This is a genomic window from Spirosoma harenae (genome assembly GCF_054776975.1).
In genome coordinates, this window is the sequence record NZ_BAAHBD010000031.1 from 258,785 (window position 1) to 284,632 (window position 25,848).

Annotated in this window: 20 protein-coding genes; 9 read left to right on the plus strand and 11 right to left on the minus strand. The window is 47.2% G+C overall.

All coding sequences use genetic code 11. From position 1 onward, the window contains the following. The first annotated feature begins 41 nt into the window (after positions 1 to 41). The gene (locus ACYVE4_RS28785; RefSeq protein WP_461043869.1) at positions 42 to 1,049 is read left to right on the plus strand and encodes an FAD binding domain-containing protein; all 1,008 of its coding nucleotides are present in this window, start codon (positions 42 to 44) and stop codon (positions 1,047 to 1,049) included. Positions 1,050 to 1,062: 13 nt separating this feature from the next. Continuing rightward, positions 1,063 to 3,189, plus strand: a complete 2,127-nt coding sequence (locus ACYVE4_RS28790) for a xanthine dehydrogenase family protein molybdopterin-binding subunit (protein ID WP_461043870.1) — start codon at positions 1,063 to 1,065, stop codon at positions 3,187 to 3,189. Between the two features lie 23 nt (positions 3,190 to 3,212). On the opposite strand, the gene ACYVE4_RS28795 is transcribed toward ACYVE4_RS28790, so the two are convergent. The 4 genes from ACYVE4_RS28795 to ACYVE4_RS28810 all read right to left on the minus strand — a co-directional run bounded on the left by ACYVE4_RS28795 (position 3,213) and on the right by ACYVE4_RS28810 (position 4,961). Beyond that, positions 3,213 to 3,494, minus strand: a complete 282-nt coding sequence (locus ACYVE4_RS28795) for a hypothetical protein (protein WP_461043871.1) — start codon at positions 3,492 to 3,494, stop codon at positions 3,213 to 3,215. 75 nt (positions 3,495 to 3,569) lie between these two features. Further along, positions 3,570 to 3,818 (minus strand): hypothetical protein, encoded by a 249-nt coding sequence (locus ACYVE4_RS28800; protein WP_461043872.1) that lies wholly within the window; start codon positions 3,816 to 3,818, stop codon positions 3,570 to 3,572. Between the two features lie 20 nt (positions 3,819 to 3,838). Beyond that, positions 3,839 to 4,006: a hypothetical protein gene (locus ACYVE4_RS28805; RefSeq protein WP_461043873.1), complete on the minus strand. Its 168-nt coding sequence runs from the start codon at positions 4,004 to 4,006 to the stop codon at positions 3,839 to 3,841. A gap of 172 nt (positions 4,007 to 4,178) precedes the next feature. After that, on the minus strand, positions 4,179 to 4,961 hold the full coding sequence (locus ACYVE4_RS28810; RefSeq protein ID WP_461043874.1) for a hypothetical protein: 783 nt from the start codon (positions 4,959 to 4,961) through the stop codon (positions 4,179 to 4,181). Positions 4,962 to 5,191: 230 nt separating this feature from the next. Here ACYVE4_RS28810 and ACYVE4_RS28815 point away from each other — a divergent pair, with 230 nt between their 5' ends. Both ACYVE4_RS28815 and ACYVE4_RS28820 read left to right on the plus strand, forming a co-directional pair. Continuing rightward, positions 5,192 to 5,509, plus strand: coding sequence for a hypothetical protein (locus tag ACYVE4_RS28815; protein ID WP_461043875.1), 318 nt, complete (start codon positions 5,192 to 5,194; stop codon positions 5,507 to 5,509). 297 nt (positions 5,510 to 5,806) lie between these two features. Beyond that, positions 5,807 to 7,759, plus strand: coding sequence for a KUP/HAK/KT family potassium transporter (locus ACYVE4_RS28820; protein ID WP_461043876.1), 1,953 nt, complete (start codon positions 5,807 to 5,809; stop codon positions 7,757 to 7,759). A gap of 389 nt (positions 7,760 to 8,148) precedes the next feature. Here the strand turns inward: ACYVE4_RS28820 and ACYVE4_RS28825 are convergent, their stop codons facing one another. The 3 genes from ACYVE4_RS28825 to ACYVE4_RS28835 all read right to left on the minus strand — a co-directional run bounded on the left by ACYVE4_RS28825 (position 8,149) and on the right by ACYVE4_RS28835 (position 14,423). Continuing rightward, positions 8,149 to 12,135 carry a hybrid sensor histidine kinase/response regulator transcription factor gene (locus ACYVE4_RS28825; RefSeq protein ID WP_461043877.1) on the minus strand — a complete coding sequence of 1,329 codons (3,987 nt, stop codon included), beginning with the start codon at positions 12,133 to 12,135 and terminating at the stop codon, positions 8,149 to 8,151. A 133-nt stretch (positions 12,136 to 12,268) separates the two neighbouring features. Continuing rightward, entirely contained in the window at positions 12,269 to 13,549 is a 1,281-nt protein-coding gene (locus ACYVE4_RS28830; RefSeq protein WP_461043878.1) for a serine hydrolase domain-containing protein, read from the minus strand. A 7-nt stretch (positions 13,550 to 13,556) separates the two neighbouring features. Then, positions 13,557 to 14,423 carry a LysR family transcriptional regulator gene (locus ACYVE4_RS28835; RefSeq protein WP_461043879.1) on the minus strand — a complete coding sequence of 289 codons (867 nt, stop codon included), beginning with the start codon at positions 14,421 to 14,423 and terminating at the stop codon, positions 13,557 to 13,559. Between the two features lie 124 nt (positions 14,424 to 14,547). On the opposite strand from ACYVE4_RS28835, the gene ACYVE4_RS28840 reads away from it, so the two are divergent. Next, positions 14,548 to 14,955 carry an EthD family reductase gene (locus tag ACYVE4_RS28840; RefSeq protein WP_461043880.1) on the plus strand — a complete coding sequence of 136 codons (408 nt, stop codon included), beginning with the start codon at positions 14,548 to 14,550 and terminating at the stop codon, positions 14,953 to 14,955. Positions 14,956 to 15,137: 182 nt separating this feature from the next. Next, positions 15,138 to 15,692, plus strand: coding sequence for an alpha/beta hydrolase (locus tag ACYVE4_RS28845; protein ID WP_461043881.1), 555 nt, complete (start codon positions 15,138 to 15,140; stop codon positions 15,690 to 15,692). 140 nt (positions 15,693 to 15,832) lie between these two features. On the opposite strand, the gene ACYVE4_RS28850 is transcribed toward ACYVE4_RS28845, so the two are convergent. Both ACYVE4_RS28850 and ACYVE4_RS28855 read right to left on the minus strand, forming a co-directional pair. After that, on the minus strand, positions 15,833 to 17,569 hold the full coding sequence (locus ACYVE4_RS28850) for a PQQ-dependent sugar dehydrogenase (protein WP_461043882.1): 1,737 nt from the start codon (positions 17,567 to 17,569) through the stop codon (positions 15,833 to 15,835). Positions 17,570 to 17,682: 113 nt separating this feature from the next. Beyond that, positions 17,683 to 21,234 (minus strand): carboxypeptidase-like regulatory domain-containing protein, encoded by a 3,552-nt coding sequence (locus ACYVE4_RS28855; protein WP_461043883.1) that lies wholly within the window; start codon positions 21,232 to 21,234, stop codon positions 17,683 to 17,685. Between the two features lie 246 nt (positions 21,235 to 21,480). Here ACYVE4_RS28855 and ACYVE4_RS28860 point away from each other — a divergent pair, with 246 nt between their 5' ends. Both ACYVE4_RS28860 and ACYVE4_RS28865 read left to right on the plus strand, forming a co-directional pair. Further along, positions 21,481 to 22,374 carry a WG repeat-containing protein gene (locus ACYVE4_RS28860; protein WP_461043884.1) on the plus strand — a complete coding sequence of 298 codons (894 nt, stop codon included), beginning with the start codon at positions 21,481 to 21,483 and terminating at the stop codon, positions 22,372 to 22,374. Positions 22,375 to 22,523: 149 nt separating this feature from the next. After that, positions 22,524 to 23,306 carry a hypothetical protein gene (locus ACYVE4_RS28865; RefSeq protein ID WP_461043885.1) on the plus strand — a complete coding sequence of 261 codons (783 nt, stop codon included), beginning with the start codon at positions 22,524 to 22,526 and terminating at the stop codon, positions 23,304 to 23,306. Between the two features lie 32 nt (positions 23,307 to 23,338). On the opposite strand, the gene ACYVE4_RS28870 is transcribed toward ACYVE4_RS28865, so the two are convergent. Continuing rightward, complete coding sequence (locus tag ACYVE4_RS28870) at positions 23,339 to 23,683, minus strand: hypothetical protein (RefSeq protein ID WP_461043886.1); 345 nt, start codon at positions 23,681 to 23,683, stop codon at positions 23,339 to 23,341. Positions 23,684 to 23,923: 240 nt separating this feature from the next. Beyond that, positions 23,924 to 24,256, minus strand: coding sequence for a hypothetical protein (locus ACYVE4_RS28875; protein WP_461043887.1), 333 nt, complete (start codon positions 24,254 to 24,256; stop codon positions 23,924 to 23,926). 222 nt (positions 24,257 to 24,478) lie between these two features. Between ACYVE4_RS28875 and ACYVE4_RS28880 the strand changes: the two genes are divergently transcribed. Then, complete coding sequence (locus ACYVE4_RS28880) at positions 24,479 to 25,837, plus strand: PrsW family glutamic-type intramembrane protease (protein ID WP_461043888.1); 1,359 nt, start codon at positions 24,479 to 24,481, stop codon at positions 25,835 to 25,837. Positions 25,838 to 25,848 lie beyond the last annotated feature (11 nt).

Genomic DNA, 25,848 nt, shown 5'->3' on the forward strand with positions numbered 1-25,848 from the left:
GAGAGGGGCTAGGGGTGAGGTCAACCAACTATGTCATACGAATGAGACCGTTTACCTACACCCGAGCCAAAGACGCGACGTCAGCCATCAAATTGCTGACGGAGAACGTTAATGCCAAATTCCTTGCTGGCGGCACCAATCTCCTCGATCTGATGAAGGAAGACGTAGAACGCCCGAACACCCTGATCGATATTTCGGAGCTTGGCCTGACCGAGATCAAATCCATTTCAAACGGCGCCAGCCAGGGCGGCATTTCGATTGGCGGACTCGGCAAGAATACCGATGCGGCTAACCACCCACTGATACGTCAGAATTATCCATTACTGACTCAGGCGATTCTGGCAGGCGCGTCGGGGCAAATTCGGAACATGGCCACGAATGGCGGTAACCTGTTACAACGTACGCGCTGCCCGTACTTTTATGAAGTAGCTATGCCGTGTAACAAACGCGCACCAGGAACAGGTTGTGGAGCCAGGGAAGGTATTAACCGAATGCACGCCATCTTTGGCTGGTCGGAACAATGCGTAGCCGTCTATCCATCTGATATGGCAGTTGCATTGTCGGCTCTGGATGCCATTATAAAGGTTCGAAGTTCAAATGGGCAGGAACGCAGTATTCCGATTGCTGATTTTCACCGACTACCGGGCGATCAACCTGAAAAAGATACCAATCTGAATCACGGCGAACTCATTACGGCCATTGAACTGCCGAAGAATCGATTTGCTGATAAGTCGTATTACCTGAAGGTTCGCGACCGGGCTTCGTATGCCTTCGCGCTAGTGTCGGTTGCAGCCGCGCTGGAAACCGAAGGATCCAAAATCAAACAGGCTCGCATTGCGCTGGGAGGAGTGGCACACAAGCCCTGGCGAGCAGTAAAAGCCGAGCAATGGCTGGTCGGTAAAGAAGCAACGGATGCCAATTTCAAACTGGCAGCAAACGCCGAAATGGCCGATGCAAAACCATTGGCTCACAATGCATTTAAAGTAGAATTAGGTAATCGAAGCATCGTTTTGGCTCTGCAGATGGCGATGAACGGCGGCAAAGCATAACGTAATAAATCCCATGAAGGATACCAATAAATTAATCGGTACCCCCATCACGCGCATCGACGGCATTGCTAAAGTGACGGGCAAAGCACCTTATTCGATGGACCATCCGGTTAAGAATCCGGCGTATGCGATTCTTTTCAAAAGCACGATAGCGGCCGGAACAATTCGCGATATTGACAGCGCAGCAGCCGAAAAAGCCCCTGGGATACTGGCCGTTATCACCCATAAGAATGCACCGAAGCTGAACGTAAAAGGCGGATTGCGCGGAGGTGCGTTATTACAAAGTCCGGAAATTGAGTTTTTCGGACAGAATATTGGTATTGTGGTAGCGGAAACGTTTGAACAGGCTCGGTATGCCGCGCGGCTGATCAACGTTACGTACGACAAAAAAGAAAGCAAAGTCGATTTCAATAAGATTGCCGATCAGGCTCGGTTGCCGAAGGATAAAGAAAAAGCCGACGCTAAACGAGGTGATGTTCAAACTGCGCTCAGTCAGGCTACGTACAAAGTTGAAGAAGTGTATGAAACGCCCATTGAGCATCACCACCCCATGGAGCCACACGCGGCCATTGCCGAATGGGATGGCGATAAGGTAACCCTCTACAGCAGTGCGCAGATCGTTAATGGTGCCCAAAGCGCTGCGGCCGCCACGTTAAATTTAAAACCCGAACAGGTCCATATCGTTTCGCCATATGTAGGGGGCGGTTTTGGTTCGAAAGGTGGGCAATGGGCCAATCTGGCGCTGACGGCTGTAGCGGCCAAGCACGTGAACCGCCCGGTTAAGCTCGCCCTGACTCGTCAGCAGATGGTCAACTCGGTGGGTATGCGGCAGCATAATCGGCAAAAAGTAAGTCTGGCGGCAACGGCAGATGGAAAACTAACAGCGCTGGCACACGAGATTACGACTCATTGTGCTATCAATGATGAATTCGTTGAACCTTGTGGCGACTGCTCGAAAATCATGTACGACACGCCCAATTCGCTCATTACCTACCGGGTAGTGCCCATGAACCTGATTCTGCCGACCTACACACGCGGCCCCGGAAAATCGACCGGTAGCTTTGCCCTCGAATCGGCCATGGATGAGCTAGCCTATAAGCTAAAAATGGACCCGATTGAGTTTCGGATCAAAAACGAACCCGAACGAGATCCATCTAATGGCAAACCCTGGTCGTCGCGGACAACGGTGCAGTGTCTCCGGGAAGGGGCCAAAGCGTTTGGCTGGGAAAACCGAAAAATTGAACCTCGCCAAATTGAACGAGGTAATTATTGGATAGGCTATGGCGTTTCGGCTGGTACCTATCCTGCACACCAACGCCCAACCTCAGCCTCAGTGAAGCTAAAACGAACTGGCGACGCCGTTACGGCCACAGTCGAACTGGCGGCTGCAGATCTGGGCACGGGTACATACACTATTCTGACACAAACTGCTGCAGAGGCCCTGGGGCTATCGGTCCAAAACGTGAAGGTAAAAATTGGCGATTCAGATCTGCCACCGGCGGCTGGTGCAGTAGGTTCGGTAGGAGCCGCCAGTTATGCCAATGCCGTGCACGATGCCTGTGAGAAAATCACGCAGGAATTACTAACCAAATCAGGTAAACAATTTTTTGTGCGTCCAACGGCTGCACAACTCATGCGAACTGAGAAACTGACTGATTACCAAACCCGAGTTGATAGTAAGCCACCGCAAAACGCAGAGGAATATTCAGCGCATAGCTTCAACGCAAACTTTGCGGAAGTTGCGGTGAACAAATCGACGGGAATGATCCGTGTCAACCGATTTTTGGCCGTGACGGGTGCGGGACAGATTCTAAACCCCAAAACCGCTCGTTCGCAAATTATCGGTGGCAATGTCTGGGGTATTGGTATGGCCTTAACTGAAGAATCCGTAGTGGATACTCGTTATGGCAATTTCATTACTCGCTCCTTCGCCGATTATCACGTACCAGCCAATCTAGACATTGGTAATCTGGACGCTATTTTTATTACTGAGAAGGATGAACACGTCAACACGTTAGGCGTTAAAGGCATCGGCGAAGTGGGTATTGTGGCCGTAGCAGCCGCGGTGGCCAACGCTGTCTTCAACGCTACTGGCAAGCGAGTTCGCGACTTACCGATTACGCCGGATAAAGTTTTGTAACATCCGAATCAACAGCTAAACACTTACTCCGCTATCTCTTTTCGGATGATACGCAACTTGGTAGCGGACTTTGCCGATGCCGATAATCGCATAAATCGCTTGGCACACTGTCGGCAACGGTACGCCTGAATGCCCGCAACCCGTTTCTGCCAGCCTCGACGGGCAGTACGGCGAACTTCAACGGATTTACAATGAGGGCACTGGTGCACGAACGTCACATTGTAATAGAGTTCATAGCCTGTAAAGAGAATCAGTAGGGTAGCCGGAACCAGTAATGGTGAATAATTAACAAGCCAATAGAACATAAAGCGATCGAAATAGTCACGGTCAATATTTACCAAAATTCATTCCAAACTGATAACGTAACAACTCCCCTGCTTTCAAACACTATCTGCCAGATTCTCTTCAGAAACCTGGCTTTGAACGGCAGTCAATTGATGAGTCAAATCGTCGCGCATCATAAATTGATTAAAGACGATGATCAGCAAATTGGTAAACATCAGCAATAGAAAGGCAATAAAGGCCCAGAAGTATTGGTCCAGCATTAATAGACACAGCAAAGCTACCAGCAAAACGATGGCTTTTATACATAGAAACGGGAAAAGATAATACGTGAGTTTCTGATACATGCCTATCGTGGTAAAATACCTCAGCTGCAAAGCCAGATCAGAAAGGTGTAGCCAACTTTACAGACCTGAACAAACAGAAAAAACGAGAAGGCCAGAACTATTGTCCAGGGACCAGGAATGAGAGCACGAAAAAACGATAAGGCAAATGGTCGGCTGTTCGCCGAGACGAGAGAGAGAATGCGGGTCATGATTATAAAGTTCAAGTGAATACACAAACGTAATCTACGTAAAATTACCTAGCAAACACAGTAAGTAATTACGACCATGTTTTAATTACAATTTAACTAGATCGACCTTTTAAAAAACTTTTCTATACGAATGAAGCAACCAGTTAATGCTTAGATTACGAGTTTACCTTAACTACCAATAAATAACTCTGTAATTCGGAGCCCTTATAACAAACGGTCGTCTGTTTTTTCGTTTACAGGCGTGGATGAGATCCTTACAAGCTCTTCGTGGCATATCGGTTGGGTCTATTTCTCCAGCTTGGTCCATAGACTCCTCCAGCAAACGCAGGATGGCCAGCGATCCCTGAAAATCACCTAAACTGCGTAGGGCATCGGCTTTCGACAAACGCTCATTCACGGTAACTCCCGGATTCAATTCAACAATTCGCTCCAGATTTTCCCGCCAGAAAGCATTGCCTATTTCACATCGTTTCGGCAAACGAATCCGTCTTGTAACGTACTTCCGGCTCCTCAACCGATAGGTAATACCTCCCTCTTTATCATATTCCCGAAAAAACCTGTTGCTCCACCAGCGTATTCGATTTCGGATAAAAAGTTCTTCTTCTGCTGTCAGCGGAAAAGGCCGTGTGCGTATCAGTTGACAGTACTCCTCGAAGCCAAGTCCATACACATCACGGGGATTTCTACGACCCAGATCATCTTGTTCTTCTTCAGGAAAATCGGGATATTCAGATCGATAGTCATAGCTGGATTTGTTGAGCGGAATTAAATCCTCACTCCGCTGAAAGCATTCACATAGCGGACACTGAACGAATCGCAAGGAGCCCATACTCCGTGTATAACCGTCTGAATAAATATCGACAACTCCTCCGCGATGATAAAACGACGTTACTGATAGATGAAAAACAATTTCCCCGCAATGAGAACACCTATAAGCATCGATTGAATAGGTCATAAACTAATGATGAATCTATACGCTAATTTTGACTAATACTGACCTAAGGCTTTCTGTTAGGGTGTAAAAATGGCAATTTCAAGATATAATTGGTTCTTTCGAACAAATTGACCATCTGATTCGCAAAGCAACGGATTAGTAAAATGAACGTTTACGAATAAGGCTAAGACTACTTAAAAGAATAAAGGCGACACCAGTACGGAAATCCCCCAAATGTCTATCTTTGCGCCATGAACTCTCGCTGGCGCTTATGGCTTTTGCACGTGCTGACACTGTGCATTTTCATTTCAGCCACTGAAGTGAATACCCGGGAAATCGTCAATGCTTGTGGCGATTATTGCGAGGCTTATTTACCCATCAAGTTTGTTGCCAACTCCGTTCAATCGGCAACGGTATCGGCAGAGCGATCGATAGAACAGAGCCGTCAGGCTAAACCGCTTATCAAGCAGGTCTGCTACCGAGCCCTCCTACTTTACAAAGCCAGTAACCGAGCTATTTTCGGCCGTAGCAGGCGAATTTATCTCCGCTGTTGTCAGTGGCTTAATTAGACACATCCCCGTGCTTTTCCAGGCGCACCTTACAGGCGGTTCCGGACCTTCCTGCTGGCTACATCCATAGCCCGAAACAGCTATATGCTCATCTTTCGGGTCATGTAACTCGGCTTTTACTTCTTGGGTGAAAAGCCAGGACTGAGGTGTATGCGGTTCTCCAATTGCTTCTTAAGTACCAACGCGCTTTGAGCGTTCAAATCCCCAAAATCGTTACCTACCACATTATCAAGTTCACCGGAGCCAAAGAATATAGTCTATACTACTGGCATCCGTCTGGCTTAATTAATCTCGATTATGAATAATAAGCACCATCTCGATACTGTATCAGCTGCCGGATTATTAGTAGCCATGGGTATTATCTATGGCGATATTGGCACCTCACCTCTATACACCTTACGAGCTATTATTGGACCCGTGAATCAGATCAGGGCAGAGGTTGTTCGGGGAGCAATTTCCTGCGTATTCTGGACACTCACTCTTCAAACCTCGGTTAAATATGTCCTTTTGATCTTACGGGCTGATAACCGGGGCGAAGGAGGCATTTTCGCGCTGTACGCCTTGATTCGTCGTCACGCCCGCTGGCTTACCTTGCCTGCAATTATTGGTGGAGCTGCACTACTGGCTGATGGAATCATTACGCCACCGATCTCGGTATCCTCCGCTGTGGAAGGCTTACGGCTGCTTAACCCCTCAATTACGCATGAGCTAATTATTCAGATTGTCATTGGTATTCTGACGGTCCTGTTTCTGATTCAAAGTTTTGGAACCAGCGTAGTAGGTACCGCTTTTGGCCCTATCATGCTGGTCTGGTTCATCATGCTGGGTGTACTAGGCGGGTTGCAAATTGCGAAGGCTCCGGCTATTCTGGCGGCTCTAAATCCCTATCATGCCTGGTGGCTATTGGCTAAGTATCCCGGTGGATTCTGGCTGCTGGGGTCGGTTTTTCTCTGTACTACTGGAGCAGAAGCGTTGTATTCCGACATGGGGCACTGCGGCCGGGCGAACATTCGGGTGAGCTGGGTGTTTGTAAAAACCTGTTTGTTGCTGAATTATTTTGGCCAGGGAGCCTGGTTATTGAGTCAGGAAGGTCAAACCTTACAAGAGCGGATTCCATTCTATGAACTGATGCCACCCTGGTTTCTGACAATAGGCATTAGCATTGCGACCGCAGCCACCGTTATTGCCAGTCAGGCGTTGATCACTGGCTCCTTTACGCTTATCAGTGAAGCGATCCGGCTAAACTTCTGGCCTAAGGTGCAACTTCGCTATCCCAGTGCTCAAAAGGGACAACTTTACGTGCCGAGCATAAATCTGTTGCTTTGGGCCGGCTGCGTTGGCGTGGTGCTTTACTTTCGAGAATCGGCCAATATGGAGGCTGCCTATGGACTGGCCATTACCTTAACGATGCTCATGACAACCCTGTTGATGTCTTATTACCTGTATACCCACAAGTATCAGGCCTGGGGCATTGTCTTGTTTCTGACGGTTTATCTGGGCCTGGAAGGTAGTTTTCTAGTAGCGAATCTGGTCAAGTTTCCTCATGGTGGTTGGGTGTCGGTCCTGATCGGGTCCACGATTGCGGGCGTTATGTACATTTGGTTACAAGCCTTTCGCATTAAACTTAGGCTGACCGAATACGTTCGGATCGACAATTACATTCACGCCATCAAAGAACTCAGCCGGGATATTAGTATTCCCAAGTACGCTACCCACCTGGTGTTCATGAGCAATGCGGCTCGTCAGTCGGAAATTGAATCGAAGATTATTTACTCGATCTTTCAAAAGCGCCCAAAACGAGCCGATATCTATTGGTTTGTACACGTCGATATCACTGACGATCCCTACACGATGGAGTACAAAGTCAACACCATCGCTCCTGATGATGCGTATAAGGTGACCTTCCGGCTAGGTTTCCGCGTGGAGCAACGGATTAATCTGTTCTTCCGCAAAGTAATTGAAGATATGGTTCGTAACAAGGAGGTAGACATCACGAGTCGGTATGAATCGCTCAATCGTCAGAATGTGATCGGTGATTTTCGGTTCGTTGTTCTGGAGAAGTTTCTTTCGTTTGAGAATGAACTGCCTCAGCTTGAGCGACTCATTATGAACATTTACTTCACCATCAAGTCGTTTACCACACCCGAAGCGCGCTGGTTTGGCCTTGACAGCAGCTCCGTCAAAATTGAAAAAGTACCGTTAGTGATTCGTCCTGTGGAAAACGTTCAGTTAAAACGGGTAACTAGCTAACGATGGATAAATAAACGGTGATAGCCCATTCGTTGAGACAGGATTGATAGCATTTGAGACGGAATTGACAGCCCGCTTCGTGACGAGTTCTGATCTTTGGTGGGCTGAACGCACTAGGTTGTCAATGGATTTGATGGCTACACACCCATGGTTCGCTTTTTTACCCAGTGAAAAACAAACCAAATTCAATGTTATGACTGACAAGACTACATCAATGAATACACTTTTGGAAAATTACGTCTTCATGGTTGCCTCTCACTACATTGATCAGGTGGATACCGAGTTGCAAACAAGGTTGATCAATCTATTGCTCGAGGTAGGTCGGGAACCTCGCCAGGACGACCTTGCCAGTCCGGAGGTTATCCTTGGATGCAAGTAAAGCTTGTATTCTAATTTGTTTGTTGGTACTGGGTAACGAACTCGGACGGGCTGAGCTGGTAAAGTTTACGAAAACACTGGGCGAAATAGGATGGAGTTGAAAAACCGACCAAATAAGCTGTTTCGGTTATGGTTTGGCCCTGTCGTAAGTACTCCGTTGACCGTTTCAATCGGTAGTTTTGAATCAATTCATTCACCGGCAAACCCGATATCGCTTCCAGTTTACGATACAGACTCGCCCGACTCATACCGATTGCCCGAGACAGTTGGTTGATCCCAAAGTCAGAATCCTCCAGGTGTTCACTGAGAAGGCTATAAAACTGGGTTAGAAAGGGATCTGACTGGGACAACTCGTGATCCGATATAACCTTATTTGGCTGGGCTAAACTTTGCCGTACCCATTCGCGCAATCGTCGTCGACTATCCAGCAAATTCCGAATTCGAAGCTGAAGCTCGGCCAGATGGAAGGGCTTTGTAATGTAATCATCGGCTCCAAGTCTCAACCCGTTCACCCGACTATCCAACGTACTTTTTGCTGTCAACAAAATAACAGGTATATGGCTGGTGTGTGGATCGGCCTTCAGCTTTCCACAGAGTGTATAACCATCCATAACAGGCATCAGAACGTCGCTAAGAACCAGATCGGGCATGCGCTCAATAGCGATTTGGAGCCCTTGCGCACCGTCGAATGCCCGAACAACCTGATACCAGGCCGGTAAACTTTGGCTAATAAACTCAGCCAAGTCGTTATTATCTTCCACCAATAAAATGAGTGCTGATTCGCCATTTGCTGGAAACGTATCAGGTAGTTGGCTCACCTGTTTGTTATCAATGACCTCCGAGGCAACTTGCTCGCGGAAGGCGGGTTGATACGGAAGCCGTACAGTAAAGGTCGTACCTAAACCAGGCGTGCTACTGACCGAAACGGTACCAGCCTGTATTTCAACGAGTTCTTTAACCAGGGCCAACCCAATGCCGGTTCCTTCCTGCGAACGGGTTGGCGAATCGTCTGCCTGATAGAAGCGATTAAAAATGAATGATAATTGCTCAGGGGCAATGCCTATTCCGCTATCTGCGACAATAATCTCGATGAAACCGTCAGCCGTTTGCTGTACCATAACACTCACCCGATCATTAGGTCGACTAAACTTTAGGGCATTGGACACCAGATTATAAATGATACGTTCCAGCTTAGCCCGGTCGAATAGAAAATCGCCGGTGAGCCCCGGTTGATAGCTTAGCGCAATACGCAGCTGATCAGCTTCCTCCCCAAACGACTGGACAATCTCGCCCACAAATTCGCTTAAATCACCAATCGACTGCTGAACAGGCATGGCGTTCGCTTCCAGCTTCGACAGATCGAGCAGTTGATTAATGAGTTCTAAAAGCTGATACGCATTCCGTTCAATAACGCCTAGCCGTCGCTGGTCATCGGGTTCTGCGTATTTGTGTTTTAACTGCTGAGCAGGCGTTAAAATCAGCGTCAATGGGGTCCTGAATTCGTGCGTTACGTTCGAGAAAAAACGTGTTTTCATTTCATCAACTATCCGTAGCTGCTGCGTCTCACGTTCCTGAAAAGCCAGATTTTGTTGCTGGAGCGTAAGTTCCTGTTGTAAGTGTAATCGGTTGGTGTACGAACGTAGTAATACATAGGCTATGCCAAAAACGAGGAATCCGTATATAGTATATGCCCACCAGGTTGCCCAGTAAGGCGGGGATATATGTACCGACAAGGTACGTATGTGTGGGCTCCATTGGCCTGACGTATTAGAGGCATTGAGCTCAAGGACGTAATAACCCGGACTTAGATTCGTGTAAATGGCTTGCGGCTGATTTGTCTCAACCCATTGGTCAGTAAGTCCCTCTAAACGATACCGAAATCGATTTTTCTCAGGTTTATTATACTGGGCAACAGCAAATTGAACCGTTAAGAAATTCTGGTTATAAGGCAGCTTTAACTCTTGTAATACCTGCACCGGCAGATAAGGCACAGCAGCTGTATCGGCCGGGCTGTTCAGCGATAATGGCTTATTATTGATCTGAATCTGCGTGATTTCAACGGAAGGTAAGAATGTATCATCCTGAATCTGGCCTGGTGAAAAAGCCGAGATGCCTTCCAGCCCTCCCATATAAATTTGCTCGTCAGCAGTGTCAATTCTGGGAAGGTATAAAAAATGAAAGCGGTTAAACTCGTCGGCCAGCAACCCGTCTTCGTGAGTGTAGGTGCGCATCTGAAAGGTTTTTCGATGCATACGTACCAGCCCCTTGTTGGTTCCTATCCAGAGATACCCCCGTTGATCAGGAATAGCTGAGTAAATCACATTGTTGGGAAGCCCATCGGTTTCGGTAATACGCCGACTTTGGCCGGTGCGTTTGTCAAATGCACAGAGTCCTCCACCAAACGTACCTATCCATAATCGATTGGAATCGGCCGGATCGGCTGACAAACAAAATAACGTATTACTACTAATCGAAGCCGGATCGGTGGCCAGATGAGTAAACCGCCGATGCTCGCCCGTCTGTCGGTCAATCCGAATCAAGCCATTGCCTAAACTAGCTACCCAGAGTGCCTGGCCATCAACGACCAAGTGTAATTGAACACCTGAACCTGGAATGCGCAACTTATGCGCAAATGGAATCCATTTCCTCGTCTCTGGCTGATAATGCCAGGCTAACGAGTCATGAGATACCCATACCTGCCCGGCTGGATCGGTAGCCATTGGATAGGGGCTTGATCCTTTAGCGGGTGCTGGAATAGTTGTTACCTGACCACTTACTACGTTTAACTGTAGAAAGGGTTCACGAGCTACGTTAAACCAAAGTGTATGCTGTTGATCGATGGTGTACCTGAAGTCATAACTAGTGAGATTAGCATCAAAGGAAGCAGGTATTGGTTGCTGAACATGTAACCAACGCCGAAGCAAATCGACATGGAAGGAAGCCTGATAAGGAGCTGTCTGAAAAGGGTTTGCTTTTAAATCATACGTTCGGATACCGCCCCCATTCGTCCCTACCCAAAGTACATCCGACCGATCCACCCACAAACTTCGTCCCTGCTCTGTATGAGCGCTCATGGCAGGAGCGTTAAGTAGCTGAAGTCCTTCCTTAGTGGTATATTGATACAATCGGCCTTCCCGCAGAAAATAGATTACGCCTTTGCTATCGGTCGTGAACTGCATTTGATTCCATATGTACTGCAAGGGAGGAAGCGGATACCGTTGCGTTTGGCCGGTGAGCGGATTGAGCCGAACCAAATGCTGGCGGGTTCCAATCAGAAACTGCCCATCCGGAGTTCGGTAGAGTCCGTTTAAATCATCGTGAGGCACCGGAAAGGTAGGTGCCACAAAGCGATGCTGGCTTTCGTTGAAATACGTAAGCCCTAGTCGGGTAGCGACCCAACTGCGGCCCTGGTTATCTTCGGCAATACCAATTCCCTCATCATCAGGCAACGAATTGGGTTGATCTTTCTGATGGCGAAAAAGCTGACATCGGCCAGTGCGTATATCATACAAACCTACTCCCTGATTAACAAAAGCAAGCCATAGTCGATCCTGCCGGTCTAGCCAGACAGTCCCAGGTTGTTGGAATAGTTTCTTGTAAGCAGGTAATTGGGAGACATTGGTAAATGTTTCGGTGCGTGGGTCGAATCGATCCAGATCCCCTCGTTCACTCACAATCCAGATCATACCTTGATGGTCCAATACCAACCTGATCAATCCGGGGTAGGAAAGTGATGGCTTTCCATTAGGGGCCGGCCTGAAAATCCGGAATGTCCGTCCATCATAGCGGCAAAGCCCATCTCGGGAAGCGATCCACATAAACCCCTGGCGATCCTGAACGATGCCCGTTATATAAGCCTGGGGCAACCCTTGCCGATCATTAATGATCCTGGGTGTGGGTAAAACTGAAGGCTGGGCTAGTGAAAAATTATCAATCAGGTTGATAGACCAACTTACTAGTATTAGAAGAAAATACCGTGTCAGGTTATACAGGCCCATACCAGGTCTGATTATGTTGAGTAAAAGAAGAGAAAAGTTAACGGGCTTTAGCCAGTCATTTAGCTAACGTATGGAAATACACTGCAAAAGTTGTGCTAGAAAAGAAATGATTTATATTGCCACTGCTCTTAGCTCACCGGCTCCATAGCACTTCATATTTGTGAACAATATCCCTGATTTTCCCAAAGTCGCTGTGGGGAAGATTACAAAAAGCTAAGGCGCCCATGCCGGTTTTGGGATTGAAATAAACAAAGGAATAGACCCCAATTGAGCCACCATTGTGCATCCGGTAACCGGGGGCCGATATCGCCCAAAACACTCCTACATTGTATTGATCATTGAATATATAGTCGTTGCGACTTTCGAAGCAGGAATCAGCCAGTTGGGGGGTCAACAAGATTTGATACGATTGAGCACGCAACAAAGTCCCTTTTCCAGCATAACCCGCCGTCAGTTCCAGTAAATACTTGGTCAAATCGTCAACATTCGTTTTTAAGCCGCCCACCGGATAATCTGTCATTTCATAGCGAGGATGTTCCAGCACTTTTGTAGGCTTCTTTTTATCATCAACCGTGTAAAGCGTGGTAGCATGCCTAGGGTTCACCTCTTTGTAATGCCAGGCTGTATTACTCATTTTCAACGGCTTAAGGATATGCCGCCTGGTATATTCATCAAACGGAAGGCCAGATTTTAGTTCAACAATGCGGGCGGCCACCAGAGACCCTAAGTTGCTGTAGTGAAACCGGCTACCTGGCGGATACTTGGCGAAGTTATCTTTTGAGTACCAGTTTTCGGTGGGTTGGGTAAACTTGCGGATGTGTTGATCAATAGAAATGGGTTTCCCTAGCTGATAGTAAGCGATCTCCTTTTTCAGGAAGGCGGGCGTCGATTCGTTGACCCGAAAGCTATCAGTCAACACAATGGTTGACTCGCCTACATCTTCAGGGTCGAATTCCTGGGTCAGGGTGGAGGTATGCGTTACCAGGTGTCGGACCGTAATGGCCTTATCGGGATAGAAGGGATTAATTATTTTATAGGGTAAAATAGTATTGATTGGCTCGTCCAGGTCTAGTTTTCCTTCCTCAACCAATTTCATAATTGAAAGCCCGATCAGTGTTTTTGAGATGGAAGCAACCGGGTTGATGGTTTGTGGTGTAAAGGGTACTTTATTTTTCAGATCAGCATAGCCAAAACCCTGACTAAATAAGACAGTTTGATGTTGCAAAATCGTTACGGCGAATCCAGGAATTAGCGTCTGACCGAGGAGTGTTTGTAGTTCCTGCTTTAGTGAATCTGCGTAGACACTATGGTTGGTAGTCGATTGGTATCGTAATGACTTTTGGCTGGTCTTGCACGAAATCATACTTACCAACAACAAACAACCATACGCTAATAGGCGGACTACACTATTCATAAAAACGTTAAATTTTAGTCAGCAATTCATAGAACTTTTTCACTGCTTTCTTTTCGTAAGCTTCTTTGAGAGAAATAATCATAATCGTTCGTCTCATATTTTTTCCGTCAATAGGAATACCTACTACATCAGGATCGTTTATACTGGTATCGCTCAATATAGTATGCCAATGTCCTGTTTTTACAATTTCAAATAAAGTAGGTATATCATTTATTTCCATACAAATATTCGGGTCCAGATTTTTTTGGCTGAACGCTTCTTCAAAAAACTGGATAGTACTATATCCACTGAACGGTAAAGCCAAAGGCAGATCGGCCACTTCAGTAAGTGATATAGTGTGTTTATGAGCCAACGATGACTTTTTAGCCGTTACCAATACCATGCTTGAGCTTAACAGGGTTTGATATTTCAGATGTGGTTCGTTGGCTTTTTCGTGGAATGTCAACACAAAGTCAAAATGATGCAGATTAAGTTTTTCGAGCAGGTCTTTTGTGGTACCAAATACAACCTGGATTTTGATATTCGGATATTGCGCTGCAAACTGTATCAATGTTTTGACAAAAAGAATTCGCATGGAGTAAATTACACCGATGGTAATTTTTCCCGTATTCAGATTTTTTAAATCCTGCAAAAGCAATAATCCTTCATTGGCCCTATTTATACTCTGTAAAGCATATTCACTAAACAGTTTTCCAGCTTCAGTCAGTATAATTCGTTTTCCAATACGGTTGAATAAAGGCACATTTAATTCATCTTCCAATTGCTTGATTTGCTGCGATAGCGTACTCTGACTAATATGCAAAACCCTGGCCGCTTCCGTAAAATTTAATAACTCTTTGGCCTTCAAAAAATAATTAAGCTGTCTTAATTCCATCTTTCTAAATCGATTTTTTCGATTGTTTTCATCGAAAAATAGCGTTTTGCAAATAAAAACCCTGTTGAGATATTTGTGAAATAAGGTTTCTTATTAATCCTTTTATCTCTTAAATAAATTAATCATGAAAGTTAAACTGATTCTACCGCTTTTTCTTTTTATCGCTTGTTCCGCTACGTTTGGTCAAGGAAAGTCCAACATGGCTGTTATTGAAAAAGGCTTAATTAAAGTATCCATTATGTATCCGTATGCCGAAGGTAAAACCTTTAATATGGAATACTATGAAACGAAACACATGCCTATGGTAGCCGGGTATTTAGGGTCAAATTTGGTTAAATACACCATCGAAAAAGGACTTGCCAGTGGGATTCCTAACCAACCATTGCCGTTTATGGCTATCGGCATATTTTACGTAAAAAATTTAAACGAATACCAGGCGGCTATTGCACCCAATAGAGACGCCATTCGTGCAGATTTTGCCAATTATACCAATATCACCCCTGTCATTTTGGTGAGTGAGGTAGTCAAATAAATACGTTCTACTATCTCAGGAAGTACAAATCGATTGTAGGATAGACTCGTAGCACAACCATTCATTTCGTTACGCGATAGGCAGCAAGTCGCAAACCACCTGTTTTATTGGCGCGAATGCCCATGAGCTTCTAAATAAGGCCGCTTTATCTTTGTTCAACACAACTTGACTAACCAAATACGATGAGTGATATCAAGAAACAGGTGTTATTTATTCAGGGAGGAGGCAGCAGTGAAGATTATGAGGCCGATCAACTCCTGGTTACTTCGTTGCATAAAAGCTTAGGTGAAGCGTATCGTATGCATTATCCACGCTTGTCAACCGAGTCCACTCCGGATTTAGGCAGGCTGAAACAGATTGGCCATGAACTGTCGCGGATCAAAGGAGCATTTATTCTGGTCGGGCACTCGTTAGGCGCTTCCATGCTGTTGAAATACCTTTCTGAAAACGCAATCAGGAAAAAGCCTACCGCCCTTTTCCTGATTGCGACACCGTTTTGGAGCGGTGATGAAGATTGGAAAGAAGGATTTAAGCTGTCAGAGAACTTTGCGGATAAATTACCTAAGGAGGTACCCATTTTTTTCTATCACAGTCAGGATGATCAGGAGGTGCCGTTTGCCCACCTCGCCATGTATAGACAACAACTTCCCTGGGCAACCTTCCGCGAACTGACCAGCGGAGGCCATCAACTGAATAATGACCTCACGATTGTCGCCAATGATATTACATCCGTATGAATAGCCTAAGCCAATAAACCGATGGCCCAAAATGGCCATAGCTTGCGGATTGTTGAGAAGATAATCAATGCCAGCTCAACACCCTAATGCAGGGCAAAACCCGAAGTAAATCAGGGTTACTATTTATTCGCCAACCCGATCTAGTGAACACTTTTTATTGGACCATCTACTGCCGTTTTGATCCGCCTGATCTTACCATCGCTTTTGGTCATGATGTACATATTCCTGGTAAACCAATTGTACGTGATGCGAAGATCAACGCGCTTTGAGCCAGACAATTCCACCAGATCTGTGGCTTTCCCATTCTGTACGATGGTCAGTTCATGGACGGAATGATCGGTCAGATTTTTATCGATATTGGCAAAGAAAACGCGACCTCTGGCAATGTCTCCGAAAACGTATTTGTGCTTCAGTGCCTCAATTGGGCCCTCATACACATAGCCTCCGCTGATCGCATTGCCGTCGATATGATCGTATTGTAGAAACGGTCGGATAAACTTGTCGGATTTCGTGTCGGGCGCGGGATACACATTCTTTAAATCCGTCGACGAGATACCATAATTTCCCTCCCGTACATTCCAGCCATAATCGCCACCCGTCTGGATCACGTTCACTTCCTCGAAATTAGATTCGCCTACATCGGTACAGAACAACCGGCCACTGTGCCAGGCCAATCGGTGCGGATTGCGGAAACCATACGCATAAATTTCCCTATACACCGACGCGTCGTTCGTGGCCACAAATGGGTTGTCAGCTGGAATTCCATACTGCCCATTTTTGCTATTACGGCCCAAAGGATCAATTCGGATAAGGGTACCCAGCAGAGAGGTAAGCTTGTGGCAGAGTTCGGGATGCTTATTGATCGTCGATCCACCGTCGCCGATACCGATATATAGCTTGTCATAATCAGCCTCGCCTTTTACAGCCTCTGGATTAAATCCAATATCCTGCACACCGTGCGCCGAACTCGGCATATTCACGCGCAGTAGTTCTCTTCGTTTACCGCTAAATACTTTATTGCTCACATCATCCATATGCCATTCCGAAACCACCCATTGCAAAGCCACATTCACCGAATCGCTGTAGGCATAATCCGCACGTTTGCCCTTGAATGACTCGGTATGGGTACTGTAAATAAGCCCGTTAGCCAGATAGTCGGGGTGAAACGCAAAACTGCCCAAACCGGTACCTAAACCCGGCTCGTTAATGAAGTTCTCAATCAAGGGCCGAACGTCCAGAAAAAGTTTAACATCTGTATTCACGATGCGGTAGATCAGTCCACGTTGGTCACTCACATACTGCGACCCATCGTTTGAAGGATGAGGGCGCATGGTAGCGATCCGGGTTCGGGGCATCTTATCACTGGAGGGTGGGATGGTCACAAAATCGTCCAGTTCGATGTTGAGGGTTGATTTTGCCACCGGCTTTGTTAATCGCGCGATGTCTCCACCCGCATTGGCTCTGACTTCCAGCGGTTGACTATTATGTTTTTGGGTTTCGTCGGCGATGTAGGCCACAATAGATTTAAGCTCACCCTCCTTCAGAAAATCGAAAGGCGGCATAATCATCTTGTACCGTTTCGACAGGCTTACCGTCCGTACATTTCCCGACTCAATCGCTTTGAGCGGATTCTTTACAAACGCGATTAGCTCTTTCTCAGACAGCAAACGGGTGATTCCGCCAAGTCTCGGTCCAATGCCATCCTGCTCCAGGGCGTGACAGGATACACAGTGCGTCTTAAAAAGCGATTTGCCCAGAGAATCGGCAGTTGTTGGCTGTATTCGGGTAGAAATCGACAAGCTATGTTTTGTGGAGGTATTGAACCACAGGAATGCTAAGAGAGGAATGCCGCAGAGATAGCGCAACGAATAGGCCATACAGAAAGAGTCAAGGCTTTAAAAAGCGTAGAGAAACCAGCAACTACCATCCTGAATCGACATCCACACGTTTCAGCAGGCAATTCTGTTTTCCGGGAGAATAAACCATTCCATTATTGAACCCGAATCAACTGAACGCCCAGCACCGGACGACCATCCGCCGTAATGCCTTGTACCACCACGCGAACTGTCCGCACTACGTCCGACAGTGGAAAACGGAGCTGGCTGTGCCCCTGACTATCCGTCTGCATCAGTGGTTTCCAGTACAATACATCCCGTTGATCGACGGGGCCTGAAATGGTGTTGGTAGTTGCCTCACCATCGTAGCGGGGCACATAAAATTCGCGCTGAACAGATGGATAACCAATAAATTGAATCGGGGTCATACCCTCCTTAGTTCTCGGATCTCCCTGCATAGAACGGTTCCGTTTGGTGTAAAAAGCAATAACGCCATTTCCTCCCCGAACCCCATATATACCAGTCGTACCCCCATTTTTCAGCAATTCGATTCGTTCGATATCGCTTGAATTAAATTGCATCAAAGCATTCCCATCCGGGTCCTGAACGGGAACGCCATCCATCAAATACAGTGGCTGCATACCACTTTTAAAACTACTTACCCCCCGTACAAATACCTTATAGCTACGCGCTTGCATAGCCCCTTCTCGTGTAATCGTCACGCCCGCTAATCGCCCTTGCATCATTTCGTATAGATTCGGGTACACTGGCGATTTGTTATCGAAGACAAGAACAGCATCAGCCTCATTGTGCAGACTACGCTGTTTTATATCGTCGGGTCTATCTTCATATTTACGCGCCTGAACCGTCACTTCGTTCAGCACTTTCGCCGTTTTGTCGCGGTAAAAATCGGCGCTGGCTTCCTGCCGAGTTCGGGCTGCTTCCAGCTGAGACCGCAACATCGACCAATCTGGAACAGCAGGTTGTTGACCAGATTCCCACAACTTGCCCGGCCCTTCCTGAACCATGTGAGCTTCTTTACCGGGAATATCTTTTAACTTATGATCAGTGAGTTTTGTCATTAACTGAATGGTATCGGAAATAGCCAGTCCTGCCAGCCGAAAGCGCCCCTGTTCGTCAGCCCCGGCCGATTTGACGAACGATTGTCCAGCAGCTGTCGACGCCACCACGATCTGCGCGCCAGGGATTGGTTCATTTTTCGCAGTCAAAATACGGCCCCTCAACGATACGCCCCCGAGCGAATCCGTTACAGGTGTGCCACTCACGCGTCGCCAGCCCTGCGTCATCAGCAGGTCGTCCAGGGCTTTGCGGGTTTCGGCCGAGTGATTCAGGACGTACTGGTTAGGATTTTCGATACGCCCTCGAAGCTCTCCTGTTAGCAACAAGTGTGCTTGTAGCGTAGCGTCGGCGGTATCAGCAGGCACTTTGTCAGCATCAGTAATCGACGTCGATAAAGCCGCTAACGCTGGCGATCCTTTATCAATCAGGTTGAGGCTCAAAATAGCCCGCTCGCGAGGCTGATAGCGGGGTTTGTTGAATGCCATTAACACGCGTACTGGCGCAATGAAATCGGATACAAAAACCAATCGCTCGGCTTGAGGCTTGGCGCTGGCATCGTACAGCGTGATTTGCGCCAGCCCCGGCAACCAGTTCATCATGGGCAAGCTTATTTTCGCTACCCCATTTTGCAGGAGAATTTTCCGACCATCCACCACACGGCCGTGTTGTTGAATCAGCATATACACGGAGTCGATAGCGGCCCGGTTAGAACTCAGTATGGTTAATGCCAGACGGGTTGTATCGCTGACCGCATCGGCTGAAAGGGTCAGCCCCTCCGTTTCGGGTTTGGGTAGAGGAACCCGTTGCGGCTGGGATTTATACGGTACCTCGGCGTAATACGTCCGCTGCGCCTTCGGCTCCATCGATACGCTGGTCATCCCCTGCTGATTAGTCTTGAAACGGCCAATTTCAGCGCCCAGGTCATCAACAATACGTCCTGCAATAGACAAACCACGACCATTGGGTTGGACAATTTTTACGCCCAGACGCGCTGGTAATCCCGAAATCCAGCGCCCACCTTCCGGCAAAATCTGAACGTCCAGTTGCTGTGAGGCAGAATCACTACGCATGGCTATATCGTTTCGAAACAAATTATAGATCGTCACCGATCGCTCGAAAGCAGGACGTCGCTGCGCGTCATCTTCATCGGTATAGGCGCGTAGGCGATACGTGCCCGTCAGGAGCGTATCCGACAGGCGAAAATTCCCTTCGCCCCGTCCGTCAACAATCCGTACCCATTGGTGCTGCACCAGTTTCCCCGCTGATGTAAGCAAGTCGACATGCATGGCCGTTTCTCCACGGGCCCGCAGGTAACTAGCTGCGTCGAGTAAATATGTACTCATCCAGAGCCGATCGCCAGTGGCGTAAAAGGGTTTATCGATATGCACAAACAAGCTGGGCGACAGCACGTTGAACCGTTCAGTAAAAGCCTTATTGATGCGTTCCATACGGGCGTCAGATGGTGCCAGTTTCCCCTGGAGAGCCAATGGGCCGTTCGAAATCACCTCTTTCTCAGACCCTTCGGGTTTCCAGTCGGCGGGCAGCATGGTCGATAGCCGGTCATTCCCCATTGAGCCTTTCACTTGCATCCCTTCAGGCATCGTAATCACCCCGTCGACGGTCATTTGCATCTGACCCCTAGGCAGTTTCATTTCTGTATAGGCATACCGGGCATCGGGATAGGGTGAGAAATTCGAGCTTGCATGTATATAGAATATGATCAGGTTCATGGGCGAAACCAATCGGCGCTCGGTCGATAATCGACCGGGTTGTATGGCCGTAGCCACCTTAATGGGAATCAGGCGCTTGTAATCATGAATCGCAGCGGTAAGCGTAGTTGACCGACGATCGACAGGGAGCGTTTTTGTGACATCTTCCTGATACACCTGAAAGCCAGCCTGCTCAAACGTATTGTCAATCAGGCTAGCCATCAAATGCCGGATTGAGCCTCTGTAAGCTATCAGCTGGTTTCGTCTGAATCGATTAGCCTGCCGTTCGTTCTCAGGTTTTAACTCTTCAAAACGGGCCGTACCCGCCGAGTACACTTCTTCTGACGCAGTTGCATCGAAATGCTTCAAATCATAAACTAACCGATACCCTATCGCCTGATTATCAATAATCAATGGCTCATTCGCCGTTGCATATAGATGGTCTTTTTCTTCTTTAAAGTTGAGCACTTCGCTGTTCACCAGTACACACTGTCCACCAAACGGCTCACCGAAGAATTGCTTTTTAAACTGTCGTAAATTCCGTTCCCAGCTCTTGGGATTCCCCCGGACGGTTACAGCATCCAGCATTTGTTCAACCGCTTTCAGCTGAAAATTGGCTTTTTGCGGAGACGGACTATCAAATCGGATTTTTTGCGAAGCAGGCTGATAGCCAACAAATGAAGCGGCTATTTCGACCGTACCCAGTGGAATTCCCGCCAGAGTATACGCTCCTTTTTCGTCGGTGACGGCTCCTTTGGTGCTGCCATTCACGTAGACATTGGCAAACGGCATGGGTTTTCCTGTTGAGGCATCTGTCACATAGCCGGTCAATACGGCAGTTGTTTGTCCATGAGCCAGTAAGGATGATCCAAGAAGTAGAACGGCAGCTAACCAGCCGACAAAGAACGAACAACGCATAGCGATTACAGTATCTTCTTGAAAGAACGCTGCTGTGTAATTATACCGATTTCTATGACAGGCAACTGTCTATCAATAAATGCATTGGAATGACTATACCAGAAAGCCAGAAGTATTATTATGTTTGCCTTAATTGCCAAACAGAGAAACATAAATGCCCTTTACGTATATCTCCGATGCTGATCGAAATCCGTTTAGTTAATCTCCCTTCGGCAAAGCGTAACAGTACTTTTAAAAACACAATGCATGGACAGTAATGAAACTCTTGACGGCGAGGTAGTCTCTTTAAGCAAACACCTGATGGCTGTTCGGACAAAGGACGTATGGGGCTTTGCGCGGCCTAACGGAGATATGGTGCTTCCGCCCATGTTCGATGCCTACATGCTCTTTTTTTACGGCTTGATTGCGGTTCAGTTCGACGGACTGTGGGGATTTCTCGACGAGCAAGGCCGGGAGATTGTCCCCCCTCACTATGAGGAAATTAATTTTGATTCCGACCATTCGTTGATTCATGTCGTACGGGAAGGCTGTCATGGCTTCATTAATCGTCGGGCTGAAGAGATTATCGCCTGTCGCTATGCTTATTGTAGTGAATTTTCCGAACAGGGATTTGCCTTCTACGTCCTGGAAGATAAAGCCGGACTCCTTTGTGCCGACGGCCGAGAACTAACACCAGCCATTTACAGTCGGGTAGACCATTCTCCCAGTGAGCAGACCAGGGGTTTATTCCCCGTAGAACGCGATGACTTAAACGGCTTCGTCAATCAGTCTGGCGAAGAAGTCATTCCCTGTCTGTATGACTATTACAACTGTTTCGATAACACCGAGCACCTACTGGTACAACGCGACGAGCTTTGGGCAATAATCGACCATCAGCATCGGTTTTACACTGATTTTGTTTTTACTGACTGGATGTATACACACGTCGACCGCGCCCTAATTCTCCAAAAAGAAGGCAAATGGGGGCTGTTGAGCGATACAGGTGATGAGATCATACCGATTCGGTACGAAGCCATTCACGAGTTAAAGGCGAGTGTGTTTGCCGGGCTCGACGACGATGGTCGAGTGCAGGGCATTTATGTCAACGGCCACTCGGTGACATACTCAGACACCAACTCATCTCAACGTATCGGTCAGTGAATAAGCCTGTAATAAAGCGACTTTACGATCTGGCAAGATTGAGCGAGTTGACCATTGACGAGTTGACAGTCTATACAAGTCAATTGTAGAAAGAGATCGAGGAACTGAACCGAAAAGCAGCTACGAAATAATCCTCTAAACCACCAATCATGAAACTACTCTTAACCACTCTTCTTTTGCTGGTACCCGGTTTATCCTGCAAGTCTCCTATCTATTCAGAAAAGGATTTTGAAGGAAAAACGTTTTCAGTTACCCTGCTGAAATCCGACCCCAATCGAGTGCAACACCAAGACCTGATGGGCCTGGATCATAAACAACTTATGTTTCTACCGGATAAAAAAGGGGTGATTAGTGACCCTAGCGGCCATGAACCGGATCGCCCGTTTAGCTGGTCGGTACCAGCGGATGAAGATAGTGCGTTGACGATCACTCCTGAACATGCTCACTCTTTGCGGATAACGATCTATCCCGCAGCAAACGGCTATACCTTACTCGATCGGATGCGTCACGAGAGCGATACAGCCAATCGGTATGAGTTACTCCTATCGCCTGTTCAAGTAATGCCAAAGGCTTATCCTGAAAAAAAATTTGAAGGTAAAACGTTTCAGGTGACCGTGTTGTCTTCAAATCCCGATCGGGAGTACCACCAGGCGGTCATGGACATCAATGGAATGCATCTGGTCTTTAAGGATAAGGAAGAAGGCGAAATTCATGATCCGACTGGCAAGAAAAAAGATCATGATTTTAATTGGACATTTACGGGCCAAGAGCCGTCAACGTCATTGATCTTAGGTTTAAACCAACGGTATTCTTCGACTTTACTGTGTAAAATCTATTTGACAAAAACAGGCTACAAGTTAATCGATTCCAAACCATCCCTAGATGATACAACTGCCCGTTTTGCCATAGAGTTGAAGTCTGTCATCAAATAAATCCCCCAGCTACTATATAAAACAGACCGGGTTTATTTATTTCTCATACTCTTAAATCTATCTTCCGCTCTGATAATCAGATAGGTAAATAGAAAAACCAATAGCGCAAAACCCAGAGCGGGCAGCCATATCGAGCCCTTGTAATATACCCGATAAAAGCCACCGTGTATAATCTCCATATTCGGTACGTCTGCTGGAGATAGTTTTTCTGCTGACTGTTTTTTTGCGACAAGCAGGGTAGTTCCCGAACGCTCAAAAAGTATCGGGTCGCGCGTGTTGATGTCCTGAAATTTAAAATAGAGCGTAAAGGCAAGCGAAATGGCCAGTACGATAGCCAGCCCCGAGAATCGACCGATATATCCTAAACTCTTCTTCATCACGTAACGAGAGGCTTCCTTACTCAACATCCATCCTTCCACAATCCTACGTCAATTTCCGGGCATTGCCAAACCATAATCGGTTGACTTTGTAAAGACATTTACCCGTGTAGGTGTAGGACGAAGAAGAGGAATCTGAAATAGGCTAGGGCTGCGACTTTCCGTTACCTGCCCTATCCGCGATCGTTTGTCACTTCTGCGACTTGACAATAAGAACCTGGTGAAAGGGAGATAGTTAGTTCACTGGCGAAAGCCAAAAAAAGCGAAAAGCTTATGCCAAAGTTTATACTCGGACGTAGTAGTTTCCAACGTATTGCTTGTATCAGCGTCCTGTGAGAGGCTATCAGCCAGTTGGCTTTTAATCGATTTAATGACGGCAGCACTCGGTTTTTGGAATTGAATCTGTTGGACCGCCACTACGGGAATGGTGATGTGTTTGTTACCCGCTTTCGTTTTGACCCAAACGGAGTAGGTTTCCGGATCCTTAAGGGTATGCGCTAAATACTGCACTGCACCGGCCAATCCTAGTAACAACTCAATAGGTTCCTTATCCGTTTTGTGACGTAGATTCATGGTAGTCGCACTGCTAGTCGGTTATCTTGTCTGGAAACTATTAAATGACGTTTGCGAATACGGAAAAGCTGCATGCTACTCGTTTACTTTTCTCGCCTAAGTTGATTGCCATTTTTAAGAAAAATGTATTTTGGGGAATTCCTATTTTGTAGGCCTGCTCAACTCCATATCGTTAAAGACTAATAGACAATGAGGTTCGGATGCAACGAGCCTTTATACCCCATGACCTCAGCGCTTACTCAGCAACCCATCTTTGAATGTATTAGTGGACCCGACCTGGGCCGCACGGTCATCCTACGACCCCAGGAGCGACTGGTCGCTGGGCGTGACCCACAAGCCAACATCCCTTTGGTGGATCCGCTGGCAGCTACCCAACAGTTGTCAATTTTGTTTGACGGTCAGCACGTTTATTTCCAGACAGTCGGCGAAGAACAGGTCGAAGTAAATGGTCGATTAGTGACCAGTGGCGAATTGACGCCAGCCACCGATTTGCGCATTGGTTCGTCGCACTGGCGGCTGCGAATGAGACCTCTGACTGGACCGACAGCCGTCAATCCCTTCTCCGGAATTGATTTTTCGCACTCCGTCCACCGCATTTCAACTTTAACAGGCGTGGATACCCTCGACAGTGATTTTAGCCTGAAAACCATTTTTGCTAAAGTGGGCGAAAAGCGTTCGGACGAGGATATTGAAAGTGCCTTTACCGTTGGAACCCGGCTTACAACCCCTTTAGTCGGCACGATTGTTTCCAATTGGCCTCAACCCTGGTTATTTGTTCGTTTTGGTGGCAGTGCTTTACTGGTGTTTATTGCGCTGTATCTGGCTGTAAACCAGTTTCAGAATGGGTTACTAATTCCAGGGTTGTTATTTGTAGGGTCTTTCGCGGTTCCGTTTGCGAGTCTGATTTTCTTTTGGGAAATGAATGCTCCTCAGAATGTATCGTTATACCAAACGATCAAGCTGTTGTTTTCGGGAGGCATGGTTTCGCTGTTGATCTCGCTTTTTTTCTTCAGCAATTTGGCTTTTCTGGATACCTTTCTGGGCGCTTCCAGCGCAGGGATTGTCGAAGAGTCCGGGAAGTTATTAGCTGTGTTGCTGTTGATGCGCACCAAAAAGCAGTACCACTGGATTCTGAACGGTTTGTTGTTTGGAGCGGCTGTGGGAACCGGTTTTGCGGCATTCGAGTCGTCTGGCTATGCGTTTGTGGTGCTGTTGCGGGGCGGTTTTAGCCAGGCGATCAGTACTATTTTTCTCCGGGGAGTTTTAGCTCCATTCGGCCATGTGGTCTGGACGGCCATTACGGCAGCAGCCGTCTGGCGGGTTAAAGGAGAGCGACCCTTTGCGTGGGAAATGCTTAAGGACAAAGGGTTTCAACGAACATTTCTGGCCGTAGTGATCCTGCATATGCTGTGGAATGCTCCCTTTGATATTCCAATTCTGCCTGTAATCTGGTTTATACCCACCAAGCAACTTATTCTGGGCACAGTGGCCTGGATTATGGCTTTGGGGATTATGCAGAGTGGGCTAAAACAGATCAAAAAGGCACAGGAAGCCGTATTGCAAGCGGCTGCCACGGTCTGACACAGGCAAAA

Coding starts and splice junctions, on each gene's coding strand:
- ACYVE4_RS28785 (WP_461043869.1), top strand. CDS start 42: ATGAGACCGTTTACCTACACCCGAGCCAAAGACGCGACGTCAGCCATC.
- ACYVE4_RS28790 (WP_461043870.1), top strand. CDS start 1,063: ATGAAGGATACCAATAAATTAATCGGTACCCCCATCACGCGCATCGAC.
- ACYVE4_RS28795 (WP_461043871.1), bottom strand. CDS start 3,494: ATGTTCTATTGGCTTGTTAATTATTCACCATTACTGGTTCCGGCTACC.
- ACYVE4_RS28800 (WP_461043872.1), bottom strand. CDS start 3,818: ATGTATCAGAAACTCACGTATTATCTTTTCCCGTTTCTATGTATAAAA.
- ACYVE4_RS28805 (WP_461043873.1), bottom strand. CDS start 4,006: ATGACCCGCATTCTCTCTCTCGTCTCGGCGAACAGCCGACCATTTGCC.
- ACYVE4_RS28810 (WP_461043874.1), bottom strand. CDS start 4,961: ATGACCTATTCAATCGATGCTTATAGGTGTTCTCATTGCGGGGAAATT.
- ACYVE4_RS28815 (WP_461043875.1), top strand. CDS start 5,192: ATGAACTCTCGCTGGCGCTTATGGCTTTTGCACGTGCTGACACTGTGC.
- ACYVE4_RS28820 (WP_461043876.1), top strand. CDS start 5,807: ATGAATAATAAGCACCATCTCGATACTGTATCAGCTGCCGGATTATTA.
- ACYVE4_RS28825 (WP_461043877.1), bottom strand. CDS start 12,135: ATGGGCCTGTATAACCTGACACGGTATTTTCTTCTAATACTAGTAAGT.
- ACYVE4_RS28830 (WP_461043878.1), bottom strand. CDS start 13,549: ATGAATAGTGTAGTCCGCCTATTAGCGTATGGTTGTTTGTTGTTGGTA.
- ACYVE4_RS28835 (WP_461043879.1), bottom strand. CDS start 14,423: ATGGAATTAAGACAGCTTAATTATTTTTTGAAGGCCAAAGAGTTATTA.
- ACYVE4_RS28840 (WP_461043880.1), top strand. CDS start 14,548: ATGAAAGTTAAACTGATTCTACCGCTTTTTCTTTTTATCGCTTGTTCC.
- ACYVE4_RS28845 (WP_461043881.1), top strand. CDS start 15,138: ATGAGTGATATCAAGAAACAGGTGTTATTTATTCAGGGAGGAGGCAGC.
- ACYVE4_RS28850 (WP_461043882.1), bottom strand. CDS start 17,569: ATGGCCTATTCGTTGCGCTATCTCTGCGGCATTCCTCTCTTAGCATTC.
- ACYVE4_RS28855 (WP_461043883.1), bottom strand. CDS start 21,234: ATGCGTTGTTCGTTCTTTGTCGGCTGGTTAGCTGCCGTTCTACTTCTT.
- ACYVE4_RS28860 (WP_461043884.1), top strand. CDS start 21,481: ATGGACAGTAATGAAACTCTTGACGGCGAGGTAGTCTCTTTAAGCAAA.
- ACYVE4_RS28865 (WP_461043885.1), top strand. CDS start 22,524: ATGAAACTACTCTTAACCACTCTTCTTTTGCTGGTACCCGGTTTATCC.
- ACYVE4_RS28870 (WP_461043886.1), bottom strand. CDS start 23,683: ATGAAGAAGAGTTTAGGATATATCGGTCGATTCTCGGGGCTGGCTATC.
- ACYVE4_RS28875 (WP_461043887.1), bottom strand. CDS start 24,256: ATGAATCTACGTCACAAAACGGATAAGGAACCTATTGAGTTGTTACTA.
- ACYVE4_RS28880 (WP_461043888.1), top strand. CDS start 24,479: ATGACCTCAGCGCTTACTCAGCAACCCATCTTTGAATGTATTAGTGGA.